General features: G+C 64.4%; 18 protein-coding genes and 1 tRNA gene. 7 read left to right on the plus strand and 12 right to left on the minus strand.

Annotation, left to right across the window (positions count from 1 at the left end; translation table 11 throughout):
• Positions 1–30: 30 nt before the first annotated feature.
• Positions 31–107 (minus strand) — tRNA-Arg (locus U1E69_RS08210).
• 186 nt (positions 108–293) lie between these two features.
• Here U1E69_RS08210 and U1E69_RS08215 point away from each other — a divergent pair.
• Positions 294–2450: a S8 family peptidase gene (locus U1E69_RS08215; RefSeq protein WP_322243903.1), complete on the plus strand. Its 2157-nt coding sequence runs from the start codon at positions 294–296 to the stop codon at positions 2448–2450.
• Positions 2451–2501: 51 nt separating this feature from the next.
• On the opposite strand, the gene U1E69_RS08220 is transcribed toward U1E69_RS08215, so the two are convergent.
• From U1E69_RS08220 to U1E69_RS08265, 10 genes are all read right to left on the minus strand, one after another.
• Entirely contained in the window at positions 2502–3722 is a 1221-nt protein-coding gene (locus tag U1E69_RS08220; protein WP_322243904.1) for a cysteine desulfurase, read from the minus strand.
• On the minus strand, positions 3715–4044 hold the full coding sequence (locus tag U1E69_RS08225; protein ID WP_416200267.1) for a Yip1 family protein: 330 nt from the start codon (positions 4042–4044) through the stop codon (positions 3715–3717). The genes U1E69_RS08220 and U1E69_RS08225 overlap by 8 nt, the downstream gene beginning before the upstream one ends.
• A 30-nt stretch (positions 4045–4074) precedes the next feature.
• Positions 4075–4308 carry a hypothetical protein gene (locus U1E69_RS08230; RefSeq protein WP_322243906.1) on the minus strand — a complete coding sequence of 78 codons (234 nt, stop codon included), beginning with the start codon at positions 4306–4308 and terminating at the stop codon, positions 4075–4077.
• Positions 4305–4784, minus strand: a complete 480-nt coding sequence (locus tag U1E69_RS08235; protein WP_322243907.1) for a YIP1 family protein — start codon at positions 4782–4784, stop codon at positions 4305–4307. The genes U1E69_RS08230 and U1E69_RS08235 overlap by 4 nt, the downstream gene beginning before the upstream one ends.
• A 9-nt stretch (positions 4785–4793) precedes the next feature.
• Positions 4794–6089, minus strand: coding sequence for a Fe-S cluster assembly protein SufD (gene sufD, locus U1E69_RS08240; protein WP_322243909.1), 1296 nt, complete (start codon positions 6087–6089; stop codon positions 4794–4796).
• Positions 6089–6844, minus strand: coding sequence for a Fe-S cluster assembly ATPase SufC (gene sufC / locus U1E69_RS08245; protein ID WP_322243911.1), 756 nt, complete (start codon positions 6842–6844; stop codon positions 6089–6091). The genes sufD and sufC overlap by 1 nt, the downstream gene beginning before the upstream one ends.
• An 18-nt stretch (positions 6845–6862) precedes the next feature.
• The gene (locus tag U1E69_RS08250; protein WP_322243912.1) at positions 6863–8554 is read right to left on the minus strand and encodes a glycosyltransferase family 2 protein; all 1692 of its coding nucleotides are present in this window, start codon (positions 8552–8554) and stop codon (positions 6863–6865) included.
• 296 nt (positions 8555–8850) lie between these two features.
• A complete protein-coding gene (gene sufB / locus U1E69_RS08255; RefSeq protein WP_322243913.1) occupies positions 8851–10371 on the minus strand; it encodes a Fe-S cluster assembly protein SufB in 1521 nt (506 codons plus the stop codon).
• 13 nt (positions 10372–10384) lie between these two features.
• A complete protein-coding gene (locus U1E69_RS08260; protein WP_322243914.1) occupies positions 10385–11428 on the minus strand; it encodes a cysteine desulfurase family protein in 1044 nt (347 codons plus the stop codon).
• Positions 11425–11898, minus strand: coding sequence for an Rrf2 family transcriptional regulator (locus tag U1E69_RS08265; RefSeq protein WP_322243915.1), 474 nt, complete (start codon positions 11896–11898; stop codon positions 11425–11427). Before U1E69_RS08265 ends, U1E69_RS08260 begins: the two co-directional genes overlap by 4 nt.
• A 181-nt stretch (positions 11899–12079) precedes the next feature.
• Here U1E69_RS08265 and U1E69_RS08270 point away from each other — a divergent pair, with 181 nt between their 5' ends.
• The 4 genes from U1E69_RS08270 (at position 12080) to U1E69_RS08285 (ending at position 14990) form a co-directional block, all read left to right on the plus strand.
• Positions 12080–12739: an alpha/beta hydrolase gene (locus tag U1E69_RS08270; protein WP_295075723.1), complete on the plus strand. Its 660-nt coding sequence runs from the start codon at positions 12080–12082 to the stop codon at positions 12737–12739.
• A complete protein-coding gene (locus U1E69_RS08275) occupies positions 12739–13017 on the plus strand; it encodes a hypothetical protein (protein ID WP_322243916.1) in 279 nt (92 codons plus the stop codon). The genes U1E69_RS08270 and U1E69_RS08275 overlap by 1 nt, the downstream gene beginning before the upstream one ends.
• On the plus strand, positions 13014–13598 hold the full coding sequence (locus tag U1E69_RS08280) for an HD domain-containing protein (RefSeq protein WP_322243918.1): 585 nt from the start codon (positions 13014–13016) through the stop codon (positions 13596–13598). The genes U1E69_RS08275 and U1E69_RS08280 overlap by 4 nt, the downstream gene beginning before the upstream one ends.
• Before the next feature lie 177 nt (positions 13599–13775).
• On the plus strand, positions 13776–14990 hold the full coding sequence (locus U1E69_RS08285) for an NADP-dependent isocitrate dehydrogenase (protein WP_322243920.1): 1215 nt from the start codon (positions 13776–13778) through the stop codon (positions 14988–14990).
• Positions 14991–15060: 70 nt separating this feature from the next.
• On the opposite strand, the gene U1E69_RS08290 is transcribed toward U1E69_RS08285, so the two are convergent.
• Positions 15061–15606 carry a dihydrofolate reductase family protein gene (locus tag U1E69_RS08290; protein ID WP_322243921.1) on the minus strand — a complete coding sequence of 182 codons (546 nt, stop codon included), beginning with the start codon at positions 15604–15606 and terminating at the stop codon, positions 15061–15063.
• Positions 15607–15762: 156 nt separating this feature from the next.
• On the opposite strand from U1E69_RS08290, the gene U1E69_RS08295 reads away from it, so the two are divergent.
• Together U1E69_RS08295 and typA are read left to right on the plus strand one after the other, a co-directional pair.
• Entirely contained in the window at positions 15763–16386 is a 624-nt protein-coding gene (locus U1E69_RS08295) for a YitT family protein (RefSeq protein ID WP_322243922.1), read from the plus strand.
• A 154-nt stretch (positions 16387–16540) separates the two neighbouring features.
• Positions 16541–18358, plus strand: coding sequence for a translational GTPase TypA (typA, locus tag U1E69_RS08300; RefSeq protein ID WP_322243924.1), 1818 nt, complete (start codon positions 16541–16543; stop codon positions 18356–18358).
• Positions 18359–18467 lie beyond the last annotated feature (109 nt).

Consider the following 18467-nt stretch of genomic DNA (forward strand, 5'->3'; position numbering starts at 1 on the left):
GAGGGACAGAGCGGACGCAGGATGGATTTCTGGCGCACCCAGCACGATTCGAACGTGCGACCTTTGCCTTCGGAGGGCAACGCTCTATCCAGCTGAGCTATGGGTGCCTGCGCATGTCCTTAGCGGAACAAGGCAGGGGTTTCAATGGCAAACGCAGCCCTTCGCGCAGGCACCCGTTGCCGCAAAGCACGGCAATGCGAAAATGATTTCTTGCCGTTGGATTGGCACGATCTTGACCGAATCGTGGACTATCGCTCCAGTTGAACCAGTCACTTTGTTGGGAGGAGTTCCTCGTGCGCCATTTTTCGCCAACCGCCTTTCGCCGCAAGTCAGCGCTGCTTCTGTCGCTGTCCAGTCTGGCCGTGCTTGCCGCCTGCGGTGGTGGCGAGGAGGATAGCGACTTCTTCACCATCTCGCCCAATCCCAATGGATCGGGGATTTTCGGCAGCTATTACATGCAGTCGATCACGGACGAATGGCGGGCGGCCGCGGCAAGCTTCCGGACCAACAATCCGCGGTTCCGGTTGCAGGATGGCAGTTTCTTCGGCGGCACGGTCTTCGCCAACCCGCTGCATTCCTCACGCGTGGACTATGCCCATGCCGTCGGCCTGACCGGAGAAGGCCAGGTCATTGCAATTGTCGATGACGGCTTCCTGCAAGGCCATGAGGCCTTTGCCGGCAAAGCGATTACAACCACCGGCAGTCCGGTGGTCGAAGACCACGGAACCCGCGTCGCCTCGATCGCGGCGGGCAATTCGGACAGCATGGTCGGGGTTGCTCCGGGTGCAAATCTGATACTCAGCGACTGGGGAAACGTGAACTTCGACAACCTACGTCTGGCAGCCATTGCCGCCCGGACCGGTAGCGCGGTGGCCCAGAACAATTCCTGGGGTTACTCCCTTACGGCAGATACCGCCGGATTTGACCTGATCTTCGGCAACGCGACCGGAGCAGCCTGGCTATCCGCCTTGCGCGACTACGCGCTGGGAACCGGGTCCTGGGAAGGCGGCGTGGTGGTTTTTGCGCTGGACAACGACGACAATGGCCGCGCCGGTCTGATGGATGGCCTGCCCCTCCTGGAGACCGATCTGGAACGAGCCTGGATCGCGGTCGGCAATGCCATTCCGATCTTCGATGACAATGGCGTCAGCGCCGTTGCAAGCCGTGAATCCGCGCCGTGCCGCGAATCTGCGGCTTGGTGCATCATGGCGGACGGATATTGGGTCGCAGCGACACAGAACGGTGGTTACGCGGGCGGCACCGGTTCGTCCTTTGCGGCCCCGCAGGTATCAGGCGCCTTGGCGCTGCTGGCGCAGGCCTTCCCGGACCTGAGCCCACATGAGCTGCGGGTAAGGCTGCTGGCTTCGGCGGACAATACCTTCACCGGTTTTGATTCCACTCCGACCACCGCGGTCGACCTGCTTGAAGGTCCGGGAGAGTTCTTCCACACGGTTTCCACCGAATTCGGTCACGGCTTCCTGGATATCCGCGCGGCTCTTCTGCCGATCGGGCAGACCACACTAGCTATGGGCGACGGGGCAGCAGTCAAGACGCAGGACTATGCCTTTGCGACCGGAGGTGCGATGGGCGACGCGGTTACCCGCAGCCTGGAGGGAGTGGACCTTTCGGTCAGCGATGCACTTGGCGGCGATTTCGAGGTTGCGGCCAAGAATTTCGCCACCGCCGCCGCGCCGGCCGACCTTGCCGAGACGCTGGCCGCGCGGTCCTTCGGCAAGGACTTCCGCCGCGCCCGGACCGCTCCGGTGAATCCGCTGGCAGAGACCTTTGCGGCCCACCCCGGCCAGTCGATGGAACTGAACGGCCCCGAAGGCACTCGCGCCGCGGTGCTGATGGGCGGGGCCGAGGATTACGGGATCGCGCTTTCGCAGCGGGTGGGCGACGGGGACCTCGCGCTGGATGTCGGCGTGAAGCTGGCGCGCGATGGGGGCAGCCTGATGGGCTTTTCCGGCAGCGGCAACTCGGGCGGGGCGTCGATGGCCTCGGTCACGCTGGCGCTGTCGACCGATACCGGCGAGGGCGGGTTCTTCGCGCTGTCGGGCGAGATGGGGGTTGCCGACCTGGGCAGCACGACGGCCATCTCCAGCACGGGTCAGGCCAACTTCAACGCGTTGCGGCTGGACCTTGGCAGCCGGGACGTGCTTGCGGCAGGCGACAAGCTGACCTTCGGCGTCGCGATGCCGATTGCCGTGACCTCTGGCGGGGCCGACATGATCGTTCCCGTCGCCACGACCAGCGGCGGGGCAGAGGTCCGGTCGGTCGGGATCGACCTTGCACCGGAAGAGCGTCAGATGGACCTGTCGATCAGCTATGCCATGCCGACGGGCAAGCAGTCCGAGTTCCTGATGGAGCTGGTCCACGCGACGAACTACGGCAACATCGCCGGAGCCTCGGACAGCGCGGCGGTGATCGGGATGAAGTGGTCGTTCTAAGGACCGCGGACGGCGGGGCCTTCGGGCCCTGCCGTCAGGTGAACCCTGCCGTCAGGCGAAAAGCTCGTGCGCAAGTTCCAGCGCGCTGACCAGGGCGTCGACCTCCTCGACCGTGTTGTAAAGCCCGAACGAGGCCCGGCACGAGGCGGTGACCCCCAGATGCTCCATCAGCGGCATGGCGCAATGGGTGCCGGCGCGGACGGCGATGCCGCGCTTGTCCAGGATGGTCGAGATGTCGTGGGCATGGGCCGCCCCCTCCAGCGTGAACGAGAAGATCGCGCCCTTCTCCGCTGATTTCCCCTGCACGTTCAGCCAGTTCAGGCCGTCAAGACGGTCGCGGGCATAGTCGCGCAAGACGCGCTCATGCGCCGCGACGTTCTGCATCCCGAGGCCCATCATGTAGTCCAGCGCCACGCCCAACCCGATCTGCTGGACGATGCCGGGGGTCCCTGCCTCGAACTTCATCGGGGGGTCGTTCCAGGTGACGGTGTCGCGGGTGACCTCGCGGATCATGTCGCCGCCGCCCAGGAAGGGGCGCATTTCGGCCTGCCGGGCGGCCTTGATGTAGATCCCGCCTGACCCGGACGGCCCGTAAAGCTTGTGCCCGGTGATGGCATAGAAATCGCAGCCAAGCGCCTGCACATCGACCGGCATATGGACGGCGGCCTGGCTGCCATCGACCAGCACCGGCACGCCCTTTTCCTGCGCGCCACGGCAGATCGCGGCCACATCGACCACGGTGCCAAGAACGTTCGACATATGCGTCACGGCCACCAGCCTGGTCTTCGGCCCGATCGCGTCGATCACCGCCTGCGGGTCCAGATCGCCGTTCGCGTCCACCTCGACCCATTTCAGCACCACCCCCTGCCGTTCGCGCAGGAAGTGCCAGGGGACGATGTTGGCGTGATGCTCCATCACCGACAGCACGATCTCGTCCCCCGGCTGCAGGCGCGGCGCGGCCCAGGCGTAGGAGACCAGGTTGATCGCCTCGGTCGTGCCGGTGGTGAAGACGATCTCGGTCTCGGACCCGGCGTTCAGGAAGCGCGCGATGATCCCGCGGGTGGATTCGTACTTTTCGGTCGCAAGGTTCGACAGGTAGTGCAACCCCCGGTGAACATTGGCGTATTCTTCGGAATAGGCCCGCGTCACAGCGTCGATCACCACCTGCGGCTTCTGCGCCGAAGCGCCGTTGTCGAGGTAGACCAGGGGCTTGCCATTCACCTGCCGGGACAGGATCGGGAAGTCGGCGCGGACTTGTCGGACGTCATACATTCGGCATCAGGGCCTCCGGCCCAAGGAAGAGGATCAGCACCACCGCCAGGACGAAACCTGCGGCAATCGCGGTCAGCACCATGACCAGAAACACCATCCCGCGCGAGGCAAAGCCATGCAGCTCGGCGATGAACACGGTCAGGAGCCACAGATAGAGCCCGAAGCTGACAAGACCAATCAACCCGGCAAAGTTCGGCGACAAGGGCAGGATGACCATCTGCAGGACCTGAAAGCCCAGCATGATCAGCTGAAGCCAGACCACGACAAGCAGAGCGTCGGCAAAACTCCCCCGACCGCCAAAGGCCCGGCCGACCCGGTGCACGAGGACGACCGTGACAGCCAGGAACGCCCACTAGAACACCGCCGCCCGGATCGGACTGGCCAGCATCAGCGCGCTGAACGGATCAAGGCTTTCCCGCCCGCCGACCTGCAGGCTGGCCATAAGCGCCGACAGGATCGCGACCAGAAGCAAAGCCGCGCTGCGCGCTTTCAGCGGCACGCCTTCGGCCAAGAGAACCCGCGCCGCTTGCGGCGGGTCCTGCAGCGTCAGCCGCGCCAGATCGACCAGTCGCGCACCCAAAGTCATCCGCGTTCCGCCTCGTGCAAAAGGGTTGCCCAAAGCCACAGGAAGGCCAGGCCCCCCACCCAGGTCACCGCGGTCAACGCCGGGCCGGGTCCGATCATTCCGGCAACCAGCCCTTGCAGCAGCAGGACCGGCCCCGTCGCCGCAAGCGCCCAGAAAAGCGCGACCCGCGCGCTGTACCACGACCCCTGACCGCCAAAGGCCCGCCCGACAAGCCGCGACAAGGCGGCGATGCCATAGGCGACCGGGATCAGGATCAGCACGCCGTAAGCCACCGCAAGAATGCGTGGCAGGGCGGATTGCTCCCCCGCCAGAAAGGCCTCGCGCGCGGCGATGGGCCATTGACCCACGAAGGCCAGGATCAGGAAGACCAGAAGCAGGGTGAAGGCAAAGGCCTCGGACTTCCCGCGCGCCAGGTGCCGCCGCAGCACCTGCCGCGGGCGGCGCCAGGTGGCGACCAGGTCCGTCGAGACTGTCATCCCGTCCCCCTACCCGTTCGAGCCGTGCCGGGCGAGCCAACGCTCCAGCCGCCCGCGGATGTCCTCGGCGATGTCCTCGTCGGCGATCTCCTGGATGGCTTCGGCCAGAAAGGCCAGCACCAGAAGCGCCTGCGCCCGACGCCGGGGAACCCCGCGCGACCGCAGATAGAAGAGCGCCACATCGTCGATGGCTCCCGAGGTGGAGCCGTGGCTGCACTTCACGTCATCGGCATAGATCTCCAGCTCGGGCTTGGCCAGGAACTGGCTGTCCTCGTCCAAGAGCAGCGACTGGCTGATCTGGTAGCCATCGGTCTTCTGCGCACCGGGCTTGACCAGGATCTTGCCCTGGAACACGCCAACGGCCCCGTTCATCAGCACCTTCTTGAACACCTGACGGCTTTCGCAAGCCACGGCAGCATGGGTGACAAAGACCGTATCGTCGTGGTGGAAATCGCCGTCGCCAACCGTCGCACCGGCCAGATGCGCCCGGCCCTCGTCGCCGACAAGTTCGACCACCGCCTCGTTGCGGGTGAGGCGCCCGTTCGCGGTCAGCGTGAAGGACCGCATCTCGGCCTTGGCGCCGATCCGGGCGAAAAGATGCGTCACGGCGCGGCGCTGGTGGTCGCGGCCCTGGATGCGGATGTGGTGAAACACAGCGCCATCGGCGATGTCGACCTCCATCACCTTGGAAAAGCGCGCGGCGGCCGGGCCGCTTTCCATCAGGGTCAGGCTGGCCCCCGGATCAAGCTTCACGCAATGGTGGAGGATCGCATCGGAAGTATCTGATTTGTGGACATAAACCAGAGAGACGGGCTTCTCGGCCTTGCCGGTGACGTGGATCAGAAGGCCATCCGTCGCAAAGGCCGAGTTCAGCGCGGCGAAAGGCCGGGGAACCGGGGTCTGGCCCCGCGTCTCCAGCTGGCCGTAAAGACCTTGCGCCCAGTGGATGTCCGTGTCGCCAGCCTGAGCCAGCCGCTCGATCGTGACGCCGGACAGGGTCAGATCGTCCGAGGCAGCGGGGTCAAAGACCCCGTCCACGAACACGATCTTCAGCCGGTCCATGCCGTCGAAGGGTTCGGCCTCATCGCCTGCGTCAAAGCGGACGGCGGCGGGGGCCTCTGGGGCGTTCAGGCTGGACGGGTCGGTGTAACGCCAGTATTCATCGCGCCGGGCAGGCAGGCCCATCGCGGTCAGCCGCGCCAAAGCCTCGGTCCGGGCCGCAGCCAGCCAGCCCTTGCCCGACGGACCCGGCAGCGCCTGAAGCCGGGCCGCCAGCGCGTCTTCCTTTGCCTTCGGCAGTGCCATCAGCCCACCTCGTTCAGGATGTCGGCATAGCCGTTGCTTTCGACCTCAAGGGCAAGTTCCGGCCCACCGGTCTTGATGATCCGCCCCGCCGCCATGATGTGCACGACGTCCGGCTTGATGTGGTCCAGAAGCCGTTGGTAGTGCGTGATGACCAGGAACGAGCGCCCCGCGCTGCGCAGGGCATTCACGCCGTCGGCGACCAGCTTCATCGCATCGACGTCAAGACCCGAATCGGTCTCGTCCAGGATGCACATGCGGGGTTCCAGCATGGCCATCTGCAAGATTTCGTTGCGCTTTTTCTCGCCGCCCGAGAAGCCGACGTTCACCGGGCGCTTCAGCATCTCGGCGTCGATCTTCAGGGTCTTGGCCTTCTCGCGGACGACCTTCAGGAAGTCGCCGGCACTAAGTTCGTCCTCGCCCCTCGCCTTGCGCTGCGCGTTCACCGCGGTGCGCAGGAAGGTCATGTTGCCGACACCGGGGATTTCGACCGGATACTGGAAGGCCAGGAACAGGCCCGCTGCGGCGCGCTCTTCCGGTTCCATCTCCAGCAGTTCCTGGCCTTCCAGCTTGGCGGACCCCTCGGTCACCTCATAGCCGTCCCGGCCCGACAGGACATAGGACAAGGTCGACTTGCCGGACCCGTTCGGCCCCATGATCGCATGCACCTCGCCCGCGCCGATCTTGAGGTCGACCCCACGAAGGATCACCTTGTCCTCTTCTTCAAGTTTTACGTGCAGGTTATTGATTTCCAGCATTTTTCTTTCCTTTAAGCGTCAGCGCGGATCGGTGAACCAGCCGATGGCCCTGGTGACCATCTGCGGCGGAATCGCGCCAGGGGTGACGGTAAAGCGGGCCATTCGGCCAACCATTTCTTCCTTCTGGGCCAATCGCTCGACCCCATGATAGTAGCGCCGCCGGACGTAGTCGTCGAAGAGGACGGTCACAGGTTTCGCTGTCCGCATCATCACGGCGACCAGACAGGCGGCACGGAAACGACCGTCGATCAGCACAAGGTCGGGTGCGACGAAATCCGGGCGGTCCCAGACCGACAGCGCATATTCGTGGAACTTGCGGAACTCGCGCGGTTTCATCGGCACGCCCCAGGGGCCGGTCGGGCCGACATCCGCCCAATGCACATGCGCACGGTCCGAGATCGTGGCGACATGGGCCGCCATGCGCTCTGCCCAGTCCTGGTCGCTTTCAACGCTGAACACCCTGCGCCCAAGTTGGGCCGCCAACACGGTCGAGCCGCCGCTGCCGTATTCAAGGATTGTTTCCGCCGCCTCATAAAAGCGCGTCACGAAGCGGCGTTCTTTCGGCTCGAACGTCAAGGCAAAGCTCGGGGTTTCGGGTTCCGGCTCCATTTCAGCCTCCATGCCGCGCACAACCTGTGTCCTGGGCAAGTCCGCATCGTCGAGCGGGCCATCTGCGTCGTCCGTTTCGACCATATCGTCCATCTCGGCCAGTGCCTTGGCGACGAGGGCGTCCACCTCGGCCTTGGCAGTCGCGACCCCGGGGTGGGCAAGCAGGCGGGCGATCTCTTGGGTGACGGCGGCTTCCCAGTGCAGGATCGACCGATCCTCGGCCTCGTTCCGGTCAAAACGGTCGAAATAGCTTGCGGTGTGCCGGACATTCGGCCGTTTCGGCCCGGTCGAGACCATGCCCCGGCCCCGCGCCGCCTTCAGCCGGAAGTGATCTGGCGTGCGGACCGAATAGTGGTTCACTTGCGCCAGGTCCCAGCCAAACTCACGCCGCGAGGCCAGGTTGTTGCGCCCCGGCAGCGGCTGACCTTCCAGCCAGGCCTGCGTCCGGGGCTGCTTCGGGTCCAAAGGCTTGCCGTTGCCGGCAAGGCAGTCGTCGGCAGTGGCCCCAACGCCCGGCTCCAGGCGGGGAAGGCCCGCCGCATTGGCCGAGAAGCCGATCATTTTCGGGCCATGGCGGAAAAGCGGCTTCGTTTCTAGATTCGCAACAAAACCCAGCTTGGAGGCCCCGATGAACGCTTCTGACACATGGCGGCCCGGAAAGCTGTCATTCCCGTTCGACCCGAACAGCCGCCAGTTCAGCATCATCGCCTGGGCCGGACCGACAGCCGAAATCAGCGCCTGCACGGTCCGGTCACCGACATGGACGTTCAGAAACTCATCTGCGTCGAGCCACAGGTGCCACACGCCCTCACGATACCCGACCTCAGCCTCGAAGGCCTGCACCGCAGCCTCTTGCGGGGCCACGCCCCAGCCCGGGTTGGTGCGCAGGAAGGTAACCTCACCGGCCTTTGCCAGCGCCTCCAGCAGCGCGTCCATCCCGTCGGTCGACCCGTTCGAGACCACGACGATCCGGTCAATCCCGATCACCCGGTGGTAGGCGACCCATTCCAGCAGGAACGGCCCCTCGTTGCGCATGGCCGAGACCAGCACGACCAGGGGCCGTTCCGCATCAGGTTCCGCATATGCGCGCGCTTCAGCCATCCAGGGGTCAGCCGACCGAGCCAGAGTTATTGTTTGGCCGGATCACTTAACTGTCTCCTCGTAGACCCTCATCCCCCCGAATTCTTCACCGGTGCGACCGACGCCACACTCATAGTCGCCGCGTTGCAGGTTGGGGTCACCCATCTTCGCCGCCGCCGAACGAACTGCGTCACGGCAACCCTCGACCGATCCTACGTCCACAATTAATTCGTAGACCGTCAAATCTTGTCGATCGGGATAGTAGAAAGCGTCGACCTGCTGACACCAGACACCGAAGAACGTACAAAGCATTGGCTCTACCCGACCGAGCCTTCCAGGCTGATCGCGACCAGGCTTTGCGCCTCCATCGCGAATTCCATCGGCAGGGCCTGCAGGACCTCTTTGCAAAAGCCGTTGACGACCAGGGCGACGGCCTCTTCCTCGTCCATCCCGCGCGAGCGGCAGTAGAAGAGCTGATCGTCGTCCACCTTGGACGTCGTCGCCTCATGCTCAACCCGCGAGGAATTGTTGCGCACTTCGATGTAAGGCACGGTGTGCGCCCCACATTTGTCGCCAATCAGAAGACTATCGCACTGGGTGTAGTTGCGGCTGTCCTTGGCCTTGGGGTGCATGCTGACCAATCCCCGGTAGGTGTTCTGCGCCCGACCCGCGCTGATACCTTTCGACACGATGCGCGACTTGGTGCGCTTGCCAAGGTGGATCATCTTGGTCCCGGTATCGGCCTGCTGGGCGTTGTTGGCGATGGCGATCGAATAGAACTCGCCCTGGCTGTCATCCCCGCGCAGGATGCAGGACGGGTACTTCCAGGTGATCGCCGAGCCGGTCTCGACTTGGGTCCACATCACCTTCGCCCGGTCGCCCCGGCAATCGGCGCGCTTGGTGACGAAGTTGTAGATGCCGCCGACGCCGTTTTCATCGCCCGGATACCAGTTCTGAACGGTCGAATACTTAACCTCGGCGTCCTTCAGGATCACGATTTCGACCACGGCGGCGTGCAACTGGTTGGTGTCACGCTTGGGCGCGGTGCAGCCTTCCAGGTAGCTGACATAGGCGCCCTCGTCGCAGATGATGAGGGTGCGTTCGAACTGGCCGGTGTTTTCCGCGTTGATGCGGAAGTAGGTCGACAGCTCCATCGGGCAGCGGGTGCCCTTGGGGATGTAGACGAACGAACCATCCGAAAAGACGGCCGAGTTCAGGGTGGCAAAGAAGTTGTCCGTCGGCGGCACGACGCTGCCCAGGTACTGCTTCACCAGTTCGGGGTGCTCCCGCACAGCCTCGCTGATCGAACAGAAGATCACCCCTGCCTTGGCCAGTTCGGCCTTGAACGTGGTCCCCACCGAGACGCTGTCAAAGACGGCGTCCACAGCCACCTGGCGCGGCTCGGCTTCACCTTCGACTCCGGCCAGAAGCATCTGTTCTTTCAGAGGAATCCCAAGTTTCGCATAGGTCGCCAGCAGCTTTGGATCAACCTCGTCCAGGCTTTTGGGCTTCTTCGCCATGCTCTTCGGCGTCGCGTAGTAGAACTGGTCCTGATAGTCGATGTCGGGATAGTTCACCATCGCCCAACGCGGCTCTTCCATCTTGAGCCAGCGCTTGTAGGCCGCAAGTCGCCACTCCAGCAGCCACTCGGGTTCACCGTTCTTCTGGCTGATCAGACGAACGATGTCCTCGTTCAGCCCCTTGGGGGCGTAGTCCATCTCGATGTCGGTTTCCCAGCCGTACTTGTACTTGCCGGCCATCGCCTGGACGGTTTCGATCGTCTCGCGGTCAACGCCTTCGCGCACCTCGGTTCCGTCGACAGTTTCCAGCATGGTCATCGGCGTTGTCCTTTCAGGCAGCCCGCGCGCGGGCCTTGGCATAGGCGTTGGTCCACACAGTCGCGAACCGCAGCACGTCGTCTTTTGTCACCCCAGGCCCGAGAGAGACCCGGATCGCCTGGCCCGCAAGAGCCTCGGAAAAGCCCATCGCGGTCAGCACGCGGCTGGCCCGCACCTTGCCCGAGGAACAGGCCGAGCCCGCCGATACGGCGAACCCGGCAAGGTCCATCGCCATAACCTGAGTCTCGCCCTTCCAGCCGGGAGCGATCAGGCAAAGCGTGTTCGGCAAGCGTGGCGAACCATTCCCGACGGAAATAGTTTCTTTTGCCGCAGCCGACAACTCTGATTCTAGAATATTTCTAAGTTCGGCGACTTCTTCCCAGATCCCGCTGGCCAGATCCCGCGCTGCAGCCTCGGCGGCGGCGGCAAATCCGGCGATACCGATCAGGTTCTCGGTTCCCGCCCGGCGGCCCATTTCCTGCCCGCCGCCCTTCAACTGCGACGGCACGTCGATCCCCCGCCGGACGACCAGCGCTCCGATGCCCTTGGGGCCGCCCAGCTTGTGCGCCGACACAAGACCCATGTCGCAGCCAAGCCAGTTGAACGCCATCGGCACCTTGCCGAAAGCCTGCGTCAGGTCGCTGACGGCAAGGCCCTGGGGCAGCTCTTGCAGGATGCCGGTTTCGGAGTTGGCCAGTTGCAAAGCGGTGCGGGCGGGATCAGCGACCGCCACCCTGCCCTGCCCGTCCACCGGCAGCGACACATCGCACCAAGCTGCAACGGCGTCATGCTCTACTTCCGCGCAGGCCAATCCGCGCCCGGCGCAGGCCAGCGACGCGGCTTCGGTCGCGCCCGAGGTGAAGACGATATCCGCGCCGTCCGCCCCCAAGGCCGCCGCGATCTTCGCGCGGCTTTTTTCCAGCAATGACTTCGCCGCCCGCCCCTCGGCATGGACCGACGAGGGGTTGCCAACCACCTCCATCGCCTGGGCCATCGCCGCCTTCGCCTCGGGGCGCAGCGGCGCAGTCGCGTTCCAGTCGAGGTAGACGCGGCTCATTCCTCATCCACCACGCGGAAGAGGTTCGGCACCGCGGGGCATGGCGTCAGGTCGTTCTTCACCACATCGGACAGCCGCACCTGGTGCAAGAAGACATAGACGTTGGCCGACAGGCTTTCCCAGAGCCGGTTGGTCAGCGACTGCGCGCGGCTGCCTGACAGCCCACCCGAAGCGCCCGCGCCGGTGTGCATGGCGTCGACCGTCTCCTCGACCGCCTCCATCACCTCGCTGATGCGAATGTCGTTCGGACTGCGCGCCAGCTTGTAGCCGCCGCCCGGTCCGCGCACCGCCTCGACCAGGCCCGCGCGGCGCAGTTTGACAAAAAGCTGCTCCAGATAGGGCAGGCTGATATCCTGCCGCCGCGAGATCGCCGCCAGCGAGACGAGGTCGTCGCCCCCCGATTTCGCCTCGGCCAGCGCCAGATCTGCCAGCGCCACCATCGCATAGCGCCCCTTGGTCGAAAGCTTCATCGCACGCCTCCCGTTCCCTGCCGGAGAATCGCAACCGCATTGACGCCAAGCGCGTCGCACATTACCTCAGTCAAGCCCCGGAAAGTTGGCCCCGGTCATTGTGACGCAGGCCCGCTTTAGAACGGTTCTAGTTTAGCCGAGCGAAAGCGTCAAGAAATCGCTCCCGCATGAGAAGAGTGCAATGCCTGAAGTCATCTTTGCCGGCCCCGATGGACGCCTTGAGGGCCGCTATCACCCGCAGAAGGACCGCGACGCGCCGATCGCCATCGTACTGCACCCGCACCCGGCCTATGGCGGGACGATGAACAACAAGGTGGTCTACAACCTGCATTACGCGTTCTACAACCTGGGCTTCACGGTCCTGCGCTTCAACTTCCGCGGCGTGGGGCGCAGCCAGGGCGAGTATGACCAGGGCATTGGCGAGCTGTCGGATGCCGCCAGCGCGCTGGATTATCTGCAGGCGATGAACCAGAACTCCAAGCAGTGCTGGGTCGCAGGCTTCAGCTTTGGCGCCTGGATCGGGATGCAGCTTCTGATGCGGCGGCCCGAGATCACCGGCTTCGTCTCGGTTGCACCGCCCGCGAACCTGTACGACTTCAGCTTCCTTGCCCCCTGTCCGTCATCGGGTCTGATCATCAACGGCTCGGCCGACAAGGTCGCCCCGCCGAAGGACACCAAGACGCTCGTCGGCAAGCTGCACGAGCAGAAGGGGATCACCATCACCCATACCGAGATCGAAGGGGCGGACCACTTCTTCAAGGACGAAGAGGCGCATATGAAACCGATGATCCAGACGGTGTCGGACTATGTCCGCCGGAGGATGACGGAGGCCACCCGCTAATGTCCGCGCTGCAGCTTCTGGCCGACAAGCTGGCCGACGACGTCCTTGCCGCCGAGGCCGAACTTGGCGACGACCGCTTCTACGAGAAGGTGGCGCAGATCCTGATGGCTGCCTCGCCCACGTTCCAGGAGGCCTACATCACCTCGATCCGCGTCCGCCTGGCCGAACGTCGGGGCCGCGAATACCTGGAGCGTGCGCTGGCCGCCAAGCGCGGGCTGATCTCGGACACCGAGACCGAGGCCGAGGCACCGGTCGACCTTGCCGGCTCGGGCCATTGACCGACCGTCTGGAAGCGCAGTTTGCCTTCCTGAACGAGGCGGACCGCCTGAAATCCGTCCTGCGCGCGACGACGCTGGTCGATGGCTCCCGGGTCGAGAATTCGGGGGAGCACAGCTGGCACCTGGCGCTTTACGCCCTGGTGCTGGCGGATCAGGCCGGGCCGGGTGTGTCGATTGACCGGGTGATCCGGATGCTCTTGATCCACGATCTGGTCGAGATCGACGTGGGCGACGTGCCGATCCATTCGCAGAACGGCCAGGCCCATGCCAGCCTGGAGACGACAACTGCCGAAGCGAAAGCCGCCGACCGTATCTTCGGACTTCTTCCCAGTGACTTGGCGGCCGACCTCCGCGCCCTGTGGGAGGAATTCGAGGCCGCCGAGACCCCCGACGCCCGCTTCGCCAAGTCGCTGGACCGCGTGCAGCCGGTGATGGCGAACCTGATGTCCGGCGGCGGGACCTGGGCCACCTACAACGTGACCTACGACCAGCTGGAAACCCGGGTGGGCAGCAAGATCGCCAAGGGCGCCCCGGCGCTTTGGGACTGGGTCAAGGGAAAGGCCCGGCCCTGGTTTGGATAACCTCCTCGTGCGCCTTCGGCTTCTCGTCGGACCGCCCCCAGCGAGGAGTGACGAAGTCATCGACGAGCGGCCCGGAAAGCACTGCGGCAATTCGGTATACAATCGCATACCGCACTTCCCTTGGCCCGACTTTTCCGCTATGACCGCCCGTAACGAATCCCCGAACCGGAGAGACCAATGTCGAAGATCAAGGTAGCCAACCCCGTCGTCGAGCTTGACGGCGACGAGATGACCCGGATCATCTGGGACTTCATCAAGCAGAAATTGATCCTGCCCTACCTCGACATCGACCTGAAATACTACGACCTCGGGATCGAGGAGCGGGACCGCACCGACGACCAGATCACCATCGACGCGGCCAATGCCATCAAGCAGTACGGCGTCGGCGTCAAATGCGCGACGATCACCCCGGACGAGCAGCGGGTCGAGGAATTCGGCCTGAAGCAGATGTGGAAGTCGCCGAACGGCACGATCCGCAACATCCTGGGCGGCGTGATCTTCCGCGAGCCGATCATCTGCAAGAACGTTCCCCGCCTGGTCCCGCACTGGACCAAGCCCATCGTCGTCGGCCGCCACGCCTTTGGCGACCAGTACCGCGCGACCGACTTCAAGTTCCCCGGCAAGGGCAAGCTGACGATGAAGTTCGTCGGCGACGACGGCACGGTTATCGAGAAGGACGTCTATTCGGCCCCGTCCGCCGGCGTCTACATGGGTATGTACAACCTGGATGACAGCATCACCGACTTCGCCCGCGCCTCGCTGAACTACGGGCTCCAGCGCGGCGTGCCGGTCTACCTGAGCACCAAGAACACCATCCTCAAGGCCTATGACGGCCGCTTCAAGGACATCTTCCAGCAGGTGTTCGAGGCCGAATTCGCCGACGCGTTCAAGGCCAAGGGCATCACCTACGAACACCGCCTGATCGACGACATGGTCGCCTCGGCGCTGAAATGGTCGGGCGGTTATGTCTGGGCCTGCAAGAACTATGACGGCGACGTGCAGTCCGACATCGTGGCACAGGGCTTCGGCTCGCTGGGCCTGATGACCAGCGTCCTGATGACGCCCGATGGCAAGATCGTCGAGGCCGAAGCCGCGCACGGCACCGTGACCCGCCACTACCGTGAGCATCAGAAGGGCAAGGCGACGTCCACGAACTCCATCGCGTCGATCTACGCCTGGACCGGCGGCCTCAAGCACCGCGCGACGCTGGATGGGAACGACGCGCTGATGCGCTTTGCCACCACGCTGGAGAAGGTGACCGTGGACGCCGTGGAAGACGGCTTCATGACCAAGGACCTCGCGCTGCTGGTGGGGCCGGACCAGAAATGGCTGACCACGATGGGCTATCTTGAGAAGGTCGACGAATACCTGAACAAGGCGCTGAAAGGGTAAACGATCGTAGGGTGGGCGATATCGCCCACCCTACCTTGCCTCAGGGCCGGGAGGAGACCTCCGGCCTTTTCTAGGCCAGATACTCCACCTGCACAAAGCCGTTGTCCCACGACCGCGCCGCGACCAGCGTCAGATCGACGTCCCCCGCCCCGTGGCCCCAAAGCGGACGGCCCTGCCCCAGCAGCACCGGGATCAGCGTCACGATCGTGCGGCGGACCAGCCCTTCGGCCAGAAAGCTGCGGATCGTCTGGCCGCCGTCGATGTAGACGCGCGTGACGCCTTCGGCCCCTAGCATTTCCAGCACCTTGACAGGCGACTGGCCGCTGACCCGCACTGACGCTTTCAGCGCCTCGGGGACAACCACGCGCTCCGGCGTGCGGCTCAGCACCACGACCGGGGTCTTGTAGGGCCAGTCCGGGAAAGTCAGCACCTTCTCGAAGCTTTCGCGTCCCATGACCATCGCGCCTACCCCATCCAGGAAGGCGGCATAGCCGAAATCCTCGCCCTCCGGTACGGGGCGACCGGTCAGCCAGAGGATGTCGCCGTCTGGGCGCGCGATGTAACCGTCAAGACTGGTGGCAATGAACACTTCGGCCGAGGGAAGCTGCCCGGTCATGTCGTCCTCCAATGGTGCAGTCGAAAAGGAGTGGCGGTGTACTGCGGTGGCTCCGGGACGTCAAGAACTTAACAGGAACGGTTAACCAGTTTGGGTCAGAGTTATTGACTTGTTAAAGGTCATACACTATGACCCATTTATCCGCAGGAGGCACCCATGCCCGACCGTCCCGACCAGCTATCCGATCGCCCCCGGCACTCACCCGTGGACGACGTACAAGGGATCGCCTTCGGGGTGACAATGGCGGCCCTGGGCATGCAAATCCTGACCCACATGGGCTTTGTCACCGGGCAGACCACCGGCCTTGCCGTGCTGATCGCACATGCGACGGGCCTACCCTTCCCTGCTGTCTACTTCGCCGTGACCCTGCCCTTCCTTGGCCTCGCGTGGAAGCGCATGGGGCCACGATTTGCCCTACGGACTCTGGTCACGACGGCGGCGCTATCCGGGTTGGTGGCGGTTCTGCCGAACTGGCTGGAACTGGGCCGGATCGAGCCCACCCTTGCAGCCATTCTCTTCGGCCTTCTCTTCGGGATCGCGGCGCTGGCGGCGATCCGGCATGGCGGCAGTTTCGGCGGCCTCTCGGTCCTCTGGATCGAGCTGCAGGACCGCACGGGCTTTCCGGCCGGCCATGCGCAGCTTCTGTCGGACGTGGTGATCTTCGGCCTGGCGGCACTGGTGATGCCGGTCGACACGCTGGCCTACAGCTTTCTCGGGGCGGCAGTCTTCTCGCTGTTTCTGGCCCTCAACCACCGCCGCGACCGCTATATTGCGGCATAATTGCCGCGAGCAGCGGTTAAGATTTCCGGAACGCCCGCACCCAAGCCCTTGATTTTCCTGGACCCGAAAGGCGCGCCGCGCGCGGGCAGCTTTGCCCTCTGGCCACGCCCGGGAAAACCCTGTAAGGCCGCGCCAACCCTATAGGACGGACCCCATGGAACTGCGCAACATCGCGATCATCGCCCACGTCGACCACGGCAAGACCACCCTCGTGGACGAGCTTCTGAAACAGTCGGGGGCGTTCCGCGCCAACGAGTCGGTTTCCGAACGCGCGATGGACAGCAACGACATCGAACGCGAACGCGGGATCACGATCCTTGCCAAATGCACCAGCGTGGAATGGGCAGGCCTGCGGATCAACATCGTCGACACCCCCGGCCACGCCGACTTTGGCGGCGAGGTGGAGCGGATCCTGTCGATGGTGGACGGTGTGTGCCTGTTGGTCGACGCCGCCGAAGGCCCGATGCCGCAGACGAAGTTCGTGCTGGCCAAGGCCCTCGCTCTGGGCCTGCGCCCCATCGTCGTCCTGAACAAGGTCGACAAGCCCGACGCCGAACCCGACCGCGCGCTGAACGAGGTGTTTGACCTTTTCGCCAACCTCGGCGCCGATGACGACCAGCTGGATTTCCCGCATGTCTACGCCTCGGGCCGTTCGGGCTGGGCCGACATGGAGCTGGACGGGCCGCGCAAGGACCTGTCCGCCCTGTTCGACCTGATCGTCCGCCACGTCCCGGCCCCCAAGGTCCTGGCCCGCGTGGACGAGCCGTTCTCGATGCTGGCGACCACCCTCTCCGCCGACCCCTACCTTGGCCGCATCCTGACCGGGCGCGTGGAATCGGGCCGGATCGGTACCGGCACCACGCTGAAAGCCCTGTCGCGCACCGGCGACCGGCTGGAGCAGTTCCGGGTCACCAAGATCCTGGCGTTCCGCGGCCTGACCCAGACCGCCATCGACGAAGCCGTCGCGGGTGACATCGTCACCCTTGCCGGCATGACCAAGGCCACCGTCGCCGACACGCTTTGCGCGCCGGAAGTCGACACCGCCCTGCCGTCGCAGCCGATCGACCCGCCGACGATCAGCGTGACCTTCGGCATCAACGACTCGCCCCTGGCAGGTCGGGATGGCAGCAAGGTCCAGTCCCGCGTGATCCGTGACCGCCTGATGAAAGAGGCCGAGGTCAACGTCGCGATCAAGATCGCCGACACCCCCGGCGGCGACGCGTTCGAGGTTTCAGGCCGAGGCGAACTGCAGATGGGCGTCCTGATCGAAAACATGCGCCGCGAAGGGTTCGAGCTGTCGATCTCCCGCCCGCGCGTGATCTTTCAGGACGTCGACGGCGTTCGCAACGAGCCGGTCGAGGAAGTCACCATCGACGTCGATGACGAATACTCCGGTGCGGTCATCGACAAGCTGACCGGTGAGCGCAAGGGCGAGCTGGTCGAGATGAAGCCCGCCGGCGTCGGCAAGACCCGGATCATCGCGCATGTGCCGTCGCGCGGGCTGATCGGCTATCAGGGCCAGTTTCTGACCGACACGCGCGGCACAGGCGTTCTGAACCGCATCTTCCACGGCTGGACCCCGCACAAGGGCCCGATCCAGGGTCGGCGTCAGGGTGTCCTGATCTCGACCGAGGCCGGCGTTTCCGTCGCCTATGCCCTGTGGAACCTGGAAGAACGCGGCCGCATGTTCATCGGCCCGCAAGAGCAGGTCTATGTCGGCATGCTGATCGGCGAGCATTCCCGCGAGAACGACCTTGAGGTCAACCCGCTGAAGGGCAAGAAGCTGACCAACGTCCGCGCGAGCGGAACGGATGAAGCCGTCCGCCTGACGCCGCACATCAAGATGTCGCTGGAAGAGGCGATTGCCTATATCGACGACGACGAACTGGTCGAAGTGACGCCGAAGATCATCCGATTGCGCAAGCGCCTCTTGGACCCGAACGAGCGCAAGCGTCAAAGCCGGAAAGAGTAAGCGGAGGTACCATAGTCGATGTCAAGTCTATCGGGTCTTGTTGCTTACTTGCGACGAAAGAATCGGGATCGATTGACAAAGTATCGAGAGCGAAAGCGTGCCAAATTCC

This window comes from Tabrizicola sp. (genome assembly GCF_034366665.1).
In the GTDB taxonomy this organism is placed as follows: domain Bacteria; phylum Pseudomonadota; class Alphaproteobacteria; order Rhodobacterales; family Rhodobacteraceae; genus Tabrizicola.